The sequence below is a fragment of the Novosphingobium kaempferiae genome, from assembly GCF_021227995.1.
In the GTDB taxonomy this organism is placed as follows: Bacteria; Pseudomonadota; Alphaproteobacteria; order Sphingomonadales; family Sphingomonadaceae; genus Novosphingobium; species Novosphingobium kaempferiae.
On sequence record NZ_CP089301.1, the window covers coordinates 1201427 to 1214634 of the forward strand.

11 protein-coding genes are annotated in these 13208 nt (G+C 64.4%); 10 read left to right on the forward strand and 1 reads right to left on the reverse strand.

Features of this window, described 5'->3' with window-relative positions; all coding sequences use genetic code 11:
* Positions 1-72: 72 nt before the first annotated feature.
* Together LO787_RS05525 and LO787_RS05530 are read left to right on the forward strand one after the other, a co-directional pair.
* On the forward strand, positions 73-1458 hold the full coding sequence (locus LO787_RS05525) for an LLM class flavin-dependent oxidoreductase (RefSeq protein WP_232494850.1): 1386 nt from the start codon (positions 73-75) through the stop codon (positions 1456-1458).
* Between the two features lie 1187 nt (positions 1459-2645).
* Positions 2646-2828 carry a hypothetical protein gene (locus tag LO787_RS05530; RefSeq protein WP_232494851.1) on the forward strand — a complete coding sequence of 61 codons (183 nt, stop codon included), beginning with the start codon at positions 2646-2648 and terminating at the stop codon, positions 2826-2828.
* A 379-nt stretch (positions 2829-3207) separates the two neighbouring features.
* Here the strand turns inward: LO787_RS05530 and LO787_RS05535 are convergent, their stop codons facing one another.
* Positions 3208-4194 (reverse strand): hypothetical protein, encoded by a 987-nt coding sequence (locus LO787_RS05535; RefSeq protein WP_232494852.1) that lies wholly within the window; start codon positions 4192-4194, stop codon positions 3208-3210.
* 306 nt (positions 4195-4500) lie between these two features.
* On the opposite strand from LO787_RS05535, the gene LO787_RS05540 reads away from it, so the two are divergent.
* From LO787_RS05540 to trbL, 8 genes are all read left to right on the forward strand, one after another.
* Positions 4501-6540, forward strand: coding sequence for a conjugal transfer protein TraG (locus tag LO787_RS05540; protein WP_232494853.1), 2040 nt, complete (start codon positions 4501-4503; stop codon positions 6538-6540).
* Positions 6541-6542: 2 nt separating this feature from the next.
* Positions 6543-6947, forward strand: coding sequence for a CopG family transcriptional regulator (locus tag LO787_RS05545; protein WP_232494854.1), 405 nt, complete (start codon positions 6543-6545; stop codon positions 6945-6947).
* Positions 6944-7948 carry a P-type conjugative transfer ATPase TrbB gene (gene trbB / locus LO787_RS05550; protein WP_232494855.1) on the forward strand — a complete coding sequence of 335 codons (1005 nt, stop codon included), beginning with the start codon at positions 6944-6946 and terminating at the stop codon, positions 7946-7948. Before LO787_RS05545 ends, trbB begins: the two co-directional genes overlap by 4 nt.
* On the forward strand, positions 7945-8271 hold the full coding sequence (locus tag LO787_RS05555) for a TrbC/VirB2 family type IV secretion system protein (protein ID WP_232494856.1): 327 nt from the start codon (positions 7945-7947) through the stop codon (positions 8269-8271). The genes trbB and LO787_RS05555 overlap by 4 nt, the downstream gene beginning before the upstream one ends.
* Positions 8268-8552 (forward strand): VirB3 family type IV secretion system protein, encoded by a 285-nt coding sequence (locus LO787_RS05560; protein WP_232494857.1) that lies wholly within the window; start codon positions 8268-8270, stop codon positions 8550-8552. Before LO787_RS05555 ends, LO787_RS05560 begins: the two co-directional genes overlap by 4 nt.
* A complete protein-coding gene (gene trbE, locus LO787_RS05565) occupies positions 8546-10996 on the forward strand; it encodes a conjugal transfer protein TrbE (RefSeq protein ID WP_232494858.1) in 2451 nt (816 codons plus the stop codon). Before LO787_RS05560 ends, trbE begins: the two co-directional genes overlap by 7 nt.
* A 23-nt stretch (positions 10997-11019) precedes the next feature.
* Positions 11020-11748 (forward strand): P-type conjugative transfer protein TrbJ, encoded by a 729-nt coding sequence (gene trbJ, locus LO787_RS05570; RefSeq protein ID WP_232494859.1) that lies wholly within the window; start codon positions 11020-11022, stop codon positions 11746-11748.
* Between the two features lie 132 nt (positions 11749-11880).
* The gene (gene trbL, locus LO787_RS05575) at positions 11881-13206 is read left to right on the forward strand and encodes a P-type conjugative transfer protein TrbL (protein WP_232494860.1); all 1326 of its coding nucleotides are present in this window, start codon (positions 11881-11883) and stop codon (positions 13204-13206) included.
* The last annotated feature ends 2 nt before the right edge of the window (positions 13207-13208 follow it).

Sequence of the window (13208 nt, forward strand, 5' to 3'; positions counted from 1 at the left end):
CCGATCGTCGAGCTTTTGGCTGGACAGGTGACTATGGCCGACCAGCCTTCCAACCTGCATTGAGATAGACCAATGGCAAAGCCCAACAAGCAGATTCATTTCAACGCGTTCTTCATGGCATCCCCTTCGCAGAGTTGGGGCGGCCTTTGGGCCCATCCCGAGGCGAACGGCCTCGCGTACAACGAATTGGAATTCTGGACCGATTTGGCAATGCAAGCGGAGCGGGGACTGCTCGACTGCGTGTTCCTCGCTGACAGCCTTGGGCTTCCAGATACATACAAGGGCAAGCCCGACGCGCTCATCCGCTCGGCGACAATGTTCCCATCAGCAGATCCGATGATGCTGATCTCGGCAATGGCAGCGGTCACCAAGGGGCTGTGCTTCGGCATTACGAGCAACACCACCTATGAACCGCCCTATTTGCTGGCACGTCGCTTCTCGACACTCGATCACCTGACTCGCGGGCGTTTGGCGTGGAACGTGGTGACCGGGGTGATACCGGCGACCGCCCGTGCAATGGGCATGGATCCCGTACCCCACGACAAGCGCTACGACCTGGCCGACGAGTACATGGATCTCGTCTACAAGCTCTGGGAGGAAAGCTGGGAAGAGGACGCCGTGCTGCGCAACAAGCAGCAACGCATTTTTGCCGATCCAGCCAAGATCCACGCGATCCACCATCATTCCGAGCATTTTCGATGCGATGGCGTTCATCTGGTGGAACCCTCTCCGCAGAGAACCCCGCTGATCTTTACCGCGGGCTCATCCGGACGAGGACAGGATTTTTCCGGCCGGCATTCCGAATGCACGTTCATGTCCACGAACAACCTTGCCCACGCCAAGCGGACGGCGGCCGGCTTTCGCGAGGCGGCGGTACGCGCCGGCCGGACTGCCCAAAGCGTCAAGGTCTTTGCTGCGGCGACGGTGATGGTAGCCCCAAGCGAGGCCGAAGCACGAGATCTGGTCCGCGACATCCAAGGCTATTCTGACCAGGAAGGCAATCTGGCCATTTTTTCGGCGATGGCGGGTATCGACCTTGGTCAAATCGGTCCTGACGAACCCATCGAGGTGATCAACAGCCAGGCGATCCAATCAATCGCTGCAGCCATGAAAGCGGGCAATGGCGGGCGGCCAGTAACACCTCGCGATTTGGCTCGATTTGCCGATGTCGGCGGGCGAGAAGCATTCATCGTCGGTTCCCCCTCCCAGGTCGCGGATACCCTCACGCTGTGGAGCGAAGAGGCAGACATTGACGGTTTCAACCTCCTTCGTACAGTCGAACCCAGAGGACTTGGTGCGTTCGTCGATCTCGTCGTCCCGGAGCTTCAGGATCGCGGCGTCTACAAGACCGAGTATGCTTCGGGCACGATGCGCAAGAAGCTTTTCCCGGAAGGCGGTGATCGCTTGCCCAACGAACACTATGGTGCGGCTTTCCGCCATCGGGATACGGGCGAATAGCGGCTTCCCGCAGCCTTTTCTAACCATTGATGCAAAGAGAAACAGGGCCACTGCGGTAGTTTTTCGATGAAACAGGGTAGTTTAGCCCACGGCCTGCTGCAGCGCTTTGATCCGTCATTGCATCAATGATCGGGAAAGTGTCCCCTCGGCCTGCCCGCATGCGCAGCAACGAATGCGAAAGTGCCAAGCCGTACTGCGGTGGAAACGGCTTGGCACCAGCGGCGGATTTATCGCGTACTGCGCCGACTGCAACCGATATTCGCGCCTTTGGTACGTCCGAAAACACAAACCAGGCTGACGGACATCATGCGGATTGCGGATCGGACGACGGTGTAAAGCTCCGCCGCGGTCGGGGGCGGCGAACGCCTCGACCCTGATGCGCACTGGCCCTCTGTCCGGAGTCCAGGCATGGCCACGCATCCAGCCTCAAGATCCTTCGCGCAAAGCGCTTCGTTGCTCCGAGCCTTGATCGATCTTCCCAGGCGGATGGGATCGCCCTCCCCTTGAGATGGCGGCGTAAAGTGCTTGCCGGATTCTAAAAAAGAGTCTCCGCGAACATTTATTATCATGAAATTAAATTCGCTTGATGATTCGCAGATTCTAGCGCACCAAGCGCCTGCGACCCGAAGGGCTGTGCAACAGTCCAATTCAACTAACCCGGAGCATAATATTGCTCCGGGATTTTCTTCGTGAATATTGCGCCAGGATCCCGTTTTTGTTGGTGGATGGCCTTGCTTTTCCATTCAAACGATAGCGGCCTTCGGACCACATCAGTCCGATGGCGTAGTGCTTCGAGTTGCATCGCAGAACGCCGACGAGCATCGTATGCATGACGGGTGCAGTTCCCTCGCGGTGCCACAGTGCGCAGCTAGGACGCCAGTAACGTAGCGACGAGAAGCGTTTCGGACTTGTTTCTTTGGTTCGGCTCGGTTCGTTACTTGGTTGAGCCCATCGGCCGCGGGGCAAGATCAAAGTCGAACGAAAAGAGGCGCGGTGACCGGCAAGGCACGCCGCGCCTTAGTCTTCTCAGGAAGAAACGCTCGAGTGGGAAGCGCGCCTTCGATGCAAGGTACCCTGCCAACTTCCAGATGTGCGATAACGTGGATCAAACATCATAGAACAAACTCACGTGACTAGCGTTGATTGCTGCTGGACACAGCAAACCTAGTGCAACGCGGGAATATACAATGAGCGAACAAAACCCACATGAACACCCTGAAGTCGATGCTGTCACGGCTGAGCAAACGGCGGCCGGAATGACGGACGAACAATTGACGCAAGCTTGGGTTGCCGTAACCGATGTCGAGAACCTCACGGACCTGGAAGAAGCTGTGTCAGCGGAAATCGAGCGGCGAAAAATCGCGAGCTAGTCAACCGATCGTGGCCCCGGCGAGCGTCCTTACCGGCCGTCGCCGCGCCCGCATGGGTCTTGTCTCAGTCGGCGGCTCGCAGCGCTCCACCCAGGGGTCGTAGAAGCATCGGTGACATAGTCGGCACAATCTAGAAGGTGATCGTCACGCTACCAGGCGTTCGATGGAAACCCGTAGTCGTCGTCATCGCCAAAAATACGTTCGGCGAAAAATCGCTACTCCAGCCTTGCGGGCGAGACGGCCGCGGCGTGTCAATTCGGCTCCAACCAGTCGTGCGAACGTCCTCACGCGGTCAAGGCCATCCTTCCGCTCGATTTAGGAAAGATCACTATCCAAGGTTCGCAATCGATCAAGCGCCACCAACTCCTCAAGGAACACATCAAGAAAAAAAGCGGCGGTGGTTTCGTATAGAGTCCTCGCGCAGGGGGCGTTTACGCTCCCACCGCGCTTCTCTCCGAATCTTTTCTTCGTCCGCCCGGCGCTCGCGCTGATTCCGCTTTGTCACTGCGAGAACAACAAGGGCGACCGCAATGTCGCCGGCAAGGGTTTCCAGTTTCTGGACCTTGCCATCCCGAAACGTCTTGCGAGGTCCTTGGCCACTCGCGACATAAACCCCTTCCATCTCGATGCCGAGCTGGCCTGTGCAGATATAGTCCCACTCGGGAACAACGGGGCGCGGCGGGTACTCCCAGTCCCTTAGGTTTCCTGGCCGCCTGCGCTCGATTTTACGCCTCCATGCAGCTTCCTTAGACTCCTCATCCGGTGTCGGCCTGTGCTTCTCGCGCTTCACGGTCTCCGTGATCGAAAGGCCGATCGTCCCGCCGGTTCCACGGAAGCGCGCGCGCCGATCGCCTACTTCAAGCGTGAAATCCTGTCGTTGCGCCGCTGCAGTGATGCGACCCAGAATTGTTTCCAGGCGGTCGATGGAGGCGGGAGAGACCTCGCACTGAATTACCTCCGGTCCTTCAACACTGACGATGCCTTTATGAGATGGTGCAGCGGCGCGCAGGGCGGCTATGGTCCTGTCCACGATGGCATCTTGTGCGGCGACGACTGGCTCGTCACTGGCGCGCACGCGGGCCGCCTCGCGTGCTGCCGCCACGGCAGTGGTCTCGCCTCGTATCTCGGGCGCGGCAATCGTAATTTGGGCCCTTCCTGACGGCGAATCTTTTGGAAAGGCAGTCTGCTCGACCTTCTGTCCTGCATGCCTCGTGGCCCAGTAGCTGGCCGGCGGCGTGGGTATCGCATGCTTGCGACAGATCTTGTGGATCGCGACGTCGGAAAGCGCGAACTCCTTCACGATGTGGGTGATCGGCTTGGACCAGCCGAGATCATAGAACTCACGTCGCGTGAAATTGCGGGGCATCCCGGTGCTCCTTTCGGCAAGAGTGGCCGACCGTAGCCAAGCGGGTCGCGAGCGGCAGCCCCTTATCTGCGCGTCGAGGGCTCCACTGCATGGGCGAGCACAAAGTGGGCGCCTGGCGTGACCGAGGCCGCAGGTCGGGGAACCGCATGCCCGATCCGTCGCGCGCAATGCCTCCAACGCGACGCTGTTCCTGGGGACCGCGGAGAGGCGCCTCACGATCCCAGCGGCACCCTGACGCCCTGGCCGGCCTTCTGGGACGATATGCCCGAGCCCGCAGTCACTTTCCTGGCGAGGGCGGAGACCGGCATGACCCCGACAAAACTACTCATAGGACAGATCCTCGTGGTGCTCGCGATCATTGTCGCGGGCGTTTGGGCGGCGACGCAATGGGCAGCAGCCAAGCTTGCCTACCAGCCCGAACTGGGGCCGCCCTGGTTCGACGTGCTCGGCCTGCGCGTCTATCACCCCTGGTCGATCTTCCCGTGGTGGTTCTCGTTCGACGCCTATGCACCGGTCGTGTTCGACGAGGCCGGTGGCATCGCGGCGGCGAGTGGCCTCTTCGGCTGCGGCGCGGCGATCTTCGGCTCGGTCTGGCGGGCGCGGCAGTCGAGCGAGGTCACGACCTACGGCTCGGCACGATGGGCAACCAGCAAGGATGCCGCCAAGGCGGGGCTGTTCGGGGCGGGCGGCGTCGCGCTGGGCCGGATGGGGGCGCGCTACCTGCGCCATGACGGTCCCGAGCATGTCATGGCATTTGCACCGACGCGTTCGGGCAAGGGCGTTGGCCTGGTCGTCCCGACGCTGCTCTCCTGGACCGGCTCGACCGTGGTCCACGACATCAAGGGCGAGAACTGGCAGCTCACGGCTGGCTGGCGGCAGCTGTTCTCCCATTGCCTGCTCTTCAACCCGACGGACCTGCGCTCGGCACGCTACAATCCCCTGCTGGAAGTGCGCCGCGGCATCAATGAGGTCCGCGACGTACAGAACATCGCCGACATCCTGGTCGACCCGGAGGGTGCGCTTGAACGGCGTAGCCACTGGGAGAAGACCAGCCACTCGCTGCTGGTCGGCGCGATCCTCCATGTCCTTTACGCGGAGGAGGAAAAGACGCTGGCGCGCGTCGCGACAATTCTCTCCGACCCGCAGCGTTCCTTCGCCGCCACCCTGCGGCGGATGATGACCACCAATCATCTCGGAACCGAAATCGCGCCGGCGGTGCATCCGGTCGTCGCATCGACGGCGCGCGAACTCCTCAACAAGAGCGAGAACGAGCGCTCGGGTGTGCTGTCGACGGCCATGTCGTTTCTCGGCCTCTACCGCGACCCGACGGTCGCCGCCGTCACCTCCAGCAGCGACTGGCGCATCGCCGATCTCGTCGAGGCGCCCCATCCCCTCTCGCTCTACCTCGTGGTTCCCCCTTCCGACATCAGCCGCACGAAGCCGCTGATCCGACTGGTCCTGAACCAGGTCGGCAGGCGGCTCACCGAGCGACTGCAGGCAAGTGCGCCGGGCGATGCCGGCAATCCCGGTCGCCACCGCCTCCTCATGATGCTGGACGAGTTCCCGGCACTCGGCCGCCTCGATTTCTTCGAGACGAGCCTTGCCTTCCTTGCCGGCTACGGCGTGCGGGCTTTCCTCATCGCGCAGAGCCTCAACCAGATCGAGAAGGCCTATGGCGAGCATAACGCCATCCTCGACAACTGCCATGTCCGCATCGCCTTCGCCAGCAATGACGAACGCACGGCCAAGCGCATCTCGGATGCGCTGGGAACAGCGACCGAGCAGCGGGCAATGCGCAACTATGCAGGTCACCGGCTCGCCCCCTGGCTCGCGCACGTCATGGTCAGCCGCCAAGAGACTGCACGGCCGCTCCTGACCCCGGGCGAGGTCATGCAGCTCAGCCCCGCCGACGAGCTGGTCCTAGTCTCGGGACAGCCGCCGATCCGGGCGAAGAAGCTGCGCTATTATGAGGACCCGGCTTTTGCGCAGCGTGTCCTGCCCGCCCCGGCGTCCGACGAGGGGCGTCGTGGAGACCTGCCACCCAAGCGGGTCGACGACTGGGCGGGGCAAGTCCGGCAGGCCGATGCCCGCCTGGCCGAGACCGTGGAAGTCAGCGGCGACGAAGACGGCGGGCTCGAGCAATCGCGCCACCCGGCGCACGGGGGCGAACCTGCGTTCCGTCCTGATCCCGATGCGATAGATCCGCTTGGGCTCGCGGAAGACGACACGGACGCGGCGGCGGAGCGCCGGGCCATGGACCGGGTGCAGGCCATGAGCGCTGCGCGCGCGGTCTACGGGCTCGATGCCGGCAGCGCTCGTCCCGATGACCTTCAGCTGGACTTCTGACCATGGCCGAGAAAGTGCGCCACCAACTTTTCCTGCCCAAGCCGCTCAGCGAACGGCTCGAGGCGCTTGCCGCCAAGCCCGGAGCCTCCAAGTCCGCCATCCTCACGGACGCCGTCGCCGCGTGGCTCAACCGCCGGGGCGCGTCCGAACTGGAGGATCGCTTCTCGATCCGGCTCGACCGCATGACCCAGGCCGTCGGGCGAGTCGACCGCGATACCCATGTGATCCTGGAAACGCTCGCCCTGTTCATTCGCTTCGAGCTTTCCATCCAGGTGCCGCTCGCGGACAACGACCAGGCGGGCCGGGCCGTCGCCGCCAAGCGGTTCGAAGCCTTCGTGCAGCAGGTCGGCCGTCAAGTCGCTGCCGGGCGCCGGACGCTGCAGCCGAGCTCCGAGCAGCAGCCATGAGCGAAAGCCTGTCCGCCGAGCGGCGTCGACGCATGCTCATCACCGCGCTCGGGGCTGACATCGCGGCTGCCATGAAGGAACCCACGGTCGTCGAGATCATGGTCAATCCCGATGGCGCCCTGCGCCTCGACCGTCTTGGCAGCGGGCGCATCGACACCAAGGTGAAGCTGGCACCCGATCAGGTCGAGCGCATCATTCGCCTGGTCGCCAGCCATGTCCGTGCCGAAGTTCACGCCGGCCGGCCGATCATCTCGGCCGAGCTTCCCCCGCATGCCGACGGTCGCGCCGGCGAGCGGTTCGAAGGCGTGCTGCCGCCCGTGTCGAGCGCGCCCTGCTTCTCGATCCGCAAGCCAGCACAGCGTCTTCACACGCTCGCGGACTATGTCGCCGACGGGTTGATGAGCGAGACAGTCGCCTGTGCGCTTCGCGCGGCGGTGACCGAGCGCCTCAATATCCTCGTGGCTGGCGGCACCAGTTCGGGCAAGACCACGCTTGCCAATGCGCTTCTCGCCGAGATGGCGCCTGAGAATTCCGCCGTCGATTCCCGCGTCATCCTGATTGAGGACACGCGGGAACTGCAATGCCCACTGCCCGACACGGTCGCACTGCGCACGCGCCCGCCGCATGTCGCGATGACCGATCTGGTGCGATCGACGATGCGCCTGCGCCCTGACCGGATCATCGTGGGCGAGGTCCGCGGCCCCGAGGCACTCGACATGCTCAAGGCCTGGAATACCGGCCATCCCGGCGGGGTCGCCACGATCCATGCCAACAGCGCGGCGGCCGCACTCACACGCCTTGAGCAGCTTTGCCAGGAGGCGGTGATCACCGTTCCGCGCCCGCTCATTGCCGAGGCGATCGACGTCGTCGTGTTCATCGCGGGCCGCGGCGTCGATCGTCGTGTCGCGACCGTCGCCAGGGTCATCGGCCTCGCGCCGGAAACCGGCCTCTACGTCCTCGCCGACCTCATCCCGCCTGCTGCCAAGGAGAAATGCCGATGACCCGTTTCCAAACGCGCGCCCGATGCCTGCGTGCCTCGTTCGCCGCCGTCGCGCTGACGCTCGCCACCCAAGTCCACGCCGCCGGATCGGGCATGCCATGGGAAGAGCCGCTTCAACAGGTGCTCGAGTCCGTCCAGGGGCCAGTGGCCAAGATCGTGGCGGTCATCATCATCATCGTCACCGGCCTTACCCTCGCCTTCGGCGAGACAGCGGGCGGGTTCCGGCGACTGATCCAGATCGTGTTCGGGCTGTCGATCGCCTTCGCTGCGTCCAGTTTCTTCCTCTCCTTCTTCAGCTTCGGCGGCGGGGCGCTGATCTCGTGATCGCCGCGCATGCCTACAGTGCCCAGCATATCGAGGGCTTCGAAGTCCCGATCCATGGCGCGCTGGGCAGCCCGCTGCTGCTCGGCGGTGCGCCGCGCGGCATCGCGATCATCAACGGCACGCTCGCGGCTGCGGTGGGCCTTGGTCTCCAGCAATGGCTCGCCGGCCTTGTCCTATGGGCGGCCGGGCACAGCATCGCGGTCATGGCCGCGCGGCGTGACCCGAGCTTCGCTCCCGTCCTAGTCCGTCATCTCGCCCAGAAGGGATATCTTGCATGCTGAGCCTGCGGGAATATCGCAACCGTTCGGAGCGTCTCGCCGACCACCTGCCATGGGCGGCGCTCGTCGCGCCTGGCATCGTCCTCAACAAGGATGGCAGCTTCCTGCGCATCCTCGCCTTCCGCGGGCCCGATCTGGAATCGGCGACGGAGGCTGAGCTGGTCTCGGCCTGCGCGAGGGCCAACAATACGCTGAAACGGCTAGGCAGCGGCTGGGCGCTGTTCTTCGATGCCGAGCGCCGCGAGAGCCATGCCTACCCACAGTGCGCGTTTCCCGATGCCGCAAGCTGGCTGGTGGAGGCGGAGCGCCGCGCGGCCTTCCAGGCCGAGGGCACGCATTTCGAGAGCCGATACCATCTCGGCCTGACCTGGCTTCCGCCCGGCGATGCGCAGGACAGTGCCGGCCGCTCGCTGGTCGAGCGTCCCGATGCGGACAGTGGGCGAGATTGGCGCGGGGCTCTTGTGCAATTCATCGCCGAGACCGACCGCGTGCTCGACCTGCTCTCGGGGTTCATGGCCGATGTCCGCCCGCTGGACGACGACGCAACGCTCACCTTCCTGCACGGCACCGTCTCGGATCGACGCCACCCGGTGAGCACGCCGGCCACGCCGATGTACCTGGATGGCGTCCTCGCGGACACGCCGCTCGTGGGCGGCCTCGAGCCCCGGCTTGGCGACCTGCACGTCCGGACACTCACGATCCTCGGCTTTCCCAGCCTCAGCCGCCCGGGCATCCTCGACGCGCTCAATCATCAGGACTTCGGCTATCGCTGGGTCACGCGCTTCATTGCCCTCGACAAGACGCTCGCGACGAAGACCCTTACCAGCCTGCGCCGGCAGTGGTTCAACAAGCGCAAGTCCATCACCGCATTGCTGCGCGAGGTGCTCTACAACAGCCCGGCGCAGCTTCTCGACAGCGACGCGGACAACAAGGTGGTCGATGCCGACGAAGCGCTCCAAGCGCTGGGCGGAGACCATGTCGCCTTCGGATATCTCACCGCCACGATCACCGTCACGGACACGCAGCGCGGGGCAGTCGAGGAAAAGGTCCGCAGGGTCGAGCGCATCGTCAATGGCCTGGGCTTCACCTGCGTTCGGGAGGGCGCGAACGCTGTTGAGGCCTGGCTCTCGTCGCTGCCGGGCCAGGTCTACGCGAACGTGCGCCAGCCGCTCGTCCATACCTTGAACCTTGCTCACCTCATGCCCCTGTCAGCGGTCTGGGCGGGACCGGAAGAGAACAGGCACCTGGCCGGGCCACCGCTCTTGATCGCCAAGACCGCCGGCTCGACGCCTTTTCGCCTCTCGACCCACGTCGGCGATGTCGGCCATATGATGGTCGTGGGACCGACCGGCGCGGGCAAGTCAGTCCTCCTCAGCCTGATCGCGCTCCAGTTCCGGCGCTATCCGGGTGCGCAGGTCTACATCTTTGACAAGGGCAATTCGGCTCGGGCCGCCGTGCTGGCGATGGGCGGCGCGCATCATGCCCTGGGCAGCATGGAGGCCGACGGCGGGGCGCTCGCCTTCCAGCCGCTCGCCGGTATCGATGACATGGCCGAGCGCGGCTGGGCGGCCGAATGGATCGCCGCCCTGCTCGAGCATGAGCGGGTCCTCGTCGATCCTGCCGTGAAGGACGCCGTATGGACGGCGCTCGGGAGCCTTGCCTCGGCCCCGCGCGAGGAGCGAACCATGACCGGGCTTGCGCTCCTGCTCCAGTCGAACGCGCTGCGCATCGCTCTGCAGCCCTACACGCTGGAGGGGCCACACGGTCCGCTGCTCGATGCCGCCGAGCAGCACCTGGCGTTCGCCGACGTGCAGTGCTTCGAGACGGAGGCGCTGATGGGAATGGGTGCGGCAGTGGCGCCCGTGCTCACCTATCTCTTCCATCGGCTCGAGGAGCGCTTCGACGGGTGCCCGACGCTGCTGATCCTCGACGAAGCTTGGATTTTCCTCGACCATCCCCTGTTCGCCGCGCGCATTCGCGAGTGGCTGAAGGTGCTGCGCAAGAAGAATGTCGCCGTCCTGTTCGCAACGCAAAGCCTGGCGGACATTGCAGGGTCGGCCATCGCGCCCGCCATCATCGAAAGCTGCCCGCAGCGCATCCTGCTCCCGAACGACCGCGCCATCGAACCACAGGGTCGCGAGATCTACGCCCGCTTCGGCCTCAACGACCGCCAGGTCGAACTGATCGCGCGCGCCACGCCCAAGCGCCACTACTATCTTCAGTCGGCGCGAGGAAATCGACTGTTCGAGCTTGGCTTGGGGCCTGTGGCATTGGCGCTGTGCGGGGCCTCCGATCCCATGGCCCAGACCAGGATCGATGCCGTGCTTGCCGAGCATGGCCATGGCCCGTTCGCGCAAGCCTTCCTGCGGGCCTGCGAACTCGAATGGGCCGCCGACCTCGTCGCCGGCTTCCCCCATTTCCAGCCCCCCAGAGAAGGAGAAGAGTGATGCGTCGACTGAATGCAAGGCCGATGGCCGCCGCCGTGATTGGCCTTGGAGCCTGCGGCTCGCTGACCCTCGGCCTGATCATGCCGAACACTCCGGCGAATGCCCAGCTGAGGAGCATTGTCTTTGACCCGAGCAACTATGCGCAGAACATCCTGACCGCCGCCCGCACGCTGCAACAGGTCAACCAGCAGATCCAGCAACTGCAGAATGAGGCACGGATGCTGGTGAACCAGGGGAAGAACCTGTCGCGCATCGACTTTCCCCAGCTCGATGCCATCAAGTCGAAGCTTAGCGAGATCGACAGGCTGATGGGCCGGGCCACCAACATCGACTTCAAGGTCGACGAGCTCGACGCGAAATTCGCCAAGCTCTACCCGCAGGACTTCAGCGCGGCACTGACTACCGACGCCCGCGTGCGCGATGCGCGCAGCCGGCTCGACGCCAGCCTGGCCGCCTATCGCCAGACGATGACGATCCAGTCCGGCGTCGTCGAGAACATCCATGACGATGCCGAGGTGCTGGGCCAGATCATCGCGCGCAGCCAAGGCGCCGAAGGATCGCTGCAGGCCCAGCAGGCCACCAACCAGCTCCTGGCATTGACCGCCAAGCAGCAGTTCCAGTTGCAGCAGATGATGGCGGCGCAGTTCCGCAGCGAGGCGACCGAACAGGCGCGCCAGGCGACGCAGGCTTCAGAAGCGCGGACTGCAACCAAGAAGTTCCTCGGTTCCGGATCGGCCTACACGCCCGACTAGTCCCCTCGGGCGCGTGCGCCCGATCCGGACAGGCAACGGCAGCTCCCTCTCCCGCCGTTGCCGTCGCGGGGCGCGGTCCCCTCCCTGCCGCGTCCCGCGACACCCTTGCATCTCAATGAGGAAGCGCAACCCGTGAACGACCTCAATGTCATCGACCGCTTCCTGCAGGCGTTCATCACCTATATCGACAGTGGGTTCGGCCTGCTCGGACCTGATGTCGGCTTCCTGACAAGCACCCTGATCGGCATCGATATCACGCTTGCCGGCCTGTTCTGGGCAATAGGCGGCGAAGACAATGTCGTCGGCCGCTTCCTGCGCAAGATCCTCTACATCGGCGCGTTCGCGTTCATCCTGAACAGCTTTTCGACCCTGGCCGACATCGTCTTCAGGTCCTTCGCCCAGGCCGGCTTGACGGCGGGTGGCGGCAGCTTGACCGCGGGCGACCTGCTCAAGCCCGGGCGACTCGCCGGCATCGGCTTTGAGGCCGCATGGCCGCTTCTAAACCAGGCCAGTGAGATGGTCGGCTTCACGACCTTCTTCGACAACTTCCTGACGATCATGGTGCTGCTCCTTGCCTGGGCAATCGTCATCATCGCTTTCTTCATCCTGGCCGTGCAGATGTTCGTCTGCATCCTCGAGTTCAAGCTGACGAGCCTGGCCGGCTTCATCCTCGTGCCGTTCGCGCTGTGGAACCGGACCAGCTTCCTCGCCGAGCGCGTGCTGGGCAATGTGGTAAGCTCGGGCATCAAGGTGATGGTGCTCGCTGTCATCGTCGGTATCGGCTCCAACTTCTTCACCGAGTTCACCGATGCGCTGAATGGGCAGGAGCCCGATATCGCCCAGGCCATGAGCCTGGTCCTCGCCAGCCTGTCGCTGTTCGGGCTGGGCATCTTTGGACCGACTATCGCCTCCGGCCTTGTCTCGGGTGCCCCGCAGCTCGGCGCCGGCGCAGCCATCGGAACGGCTGCCGGCGCGGGCGGCATCGCCATGCTCGCGGGCGGAGCGGCGGTGGGCGGTGCTCGCCTCGCCGGCGGCGCGGCGTTGGGAGCGGTCCGGTCGGGCACGGCCATGGGCTCGGGAGCGTCCGCCGCATTCAAGATGGGACGGGAGACCGCCGGCAAGCCGACGATCGGCGCTGGCCTTGCGGGAGTGGCGCAAGCGGCAGGCAACGCGGCCAAAGGACGGGTAAGCGCGGCTCTTGGTCTTGGCGAGGCTGCGTCGAGTGGCCGGCAGGCCGTCTGGAGCGCACTCAACCAGAACACCACTGCCTCATCAGCGTCCGCTGACGCTGGCGGCGGCAATGTCGGGCGCGGCGAGACCGGCGCTCCGGCGTGGGCGCGTTCGCTTCGCAACGAACAGGCGAGCCGTCATCGCCGCCAACTTGCGATCCATGCACTCCAGCAGGGCGACCGCGGCGGCGGCTCGGCCACTCCGGACATCAAGGAAAGGAATGATTGAGC

Excerpts from the sequence above, each read along its gene's own strand:
- LO787_RS05525 (WP_232494850.1), top strand. The coding sequence starts at position 73 with ATGGCAAAGCCCAACAAGCAGATTCATTTCAACGCGTTCTTCATGGCA.
- LO787_RS05530 (WP_232494851.1), top strand. The coding sequence starts at position 2,646 with ATGAGCGAACAAAACCCACATGAACACCCTGAAGTCGATGCTGTCACG.
- LO787_RS05535 (WP_232494852.1), bottom strand. The coding sequence starts at position 4,194 with ATGCCCCGCAATTTCACGCGACGTGAGTTCTATGATCTCGGCTGGTCC.
- LO787_RS05540 (WP_232494853.1), top strand. The coding sequence starts at position 4,501 with ATGACCCCGACAAAACTACTCATAGGACAGATCCTCGTGGTGCTCGCG.
- LO787_RS05545 (WP_232494854.1), top strand. The coding sequence starts at position 6,543 with ATGGCCGAGAAAGTGCGCCACCAACTTTTCCTGCCCAAGCCGCTCAGC.
- trbB (WP_232494855.1), top strand. The coding sequence starts at position 6,944 with ATGAGCGAAAGCCTGTCCGCCGAGCGGCGTCGACGCATGCTCATCACC.
- LO787_RS05555 (WP_232494856.1), top strand. The coding sequence starts at position 7,945 with ATGACCCGTTTCCAAACGCGCGCCCGATGCCTGCGTGCCTCGTTCGCC.
- trbE (WP_232494858.1), top strand. The coding sequence starts at position 8,546 with ATGCTGAGCCTGCGGGAATATCGCAACCGTTCGGAGCGTCTCGCCGAC.
- trbJ (WP_232494859.1), top strand. The coding sequence starts at position 11,020 with ATGGCCGCCGCCGTGATTGGCCTTGGAGCCTGCGGCTCGCTGACCCTC.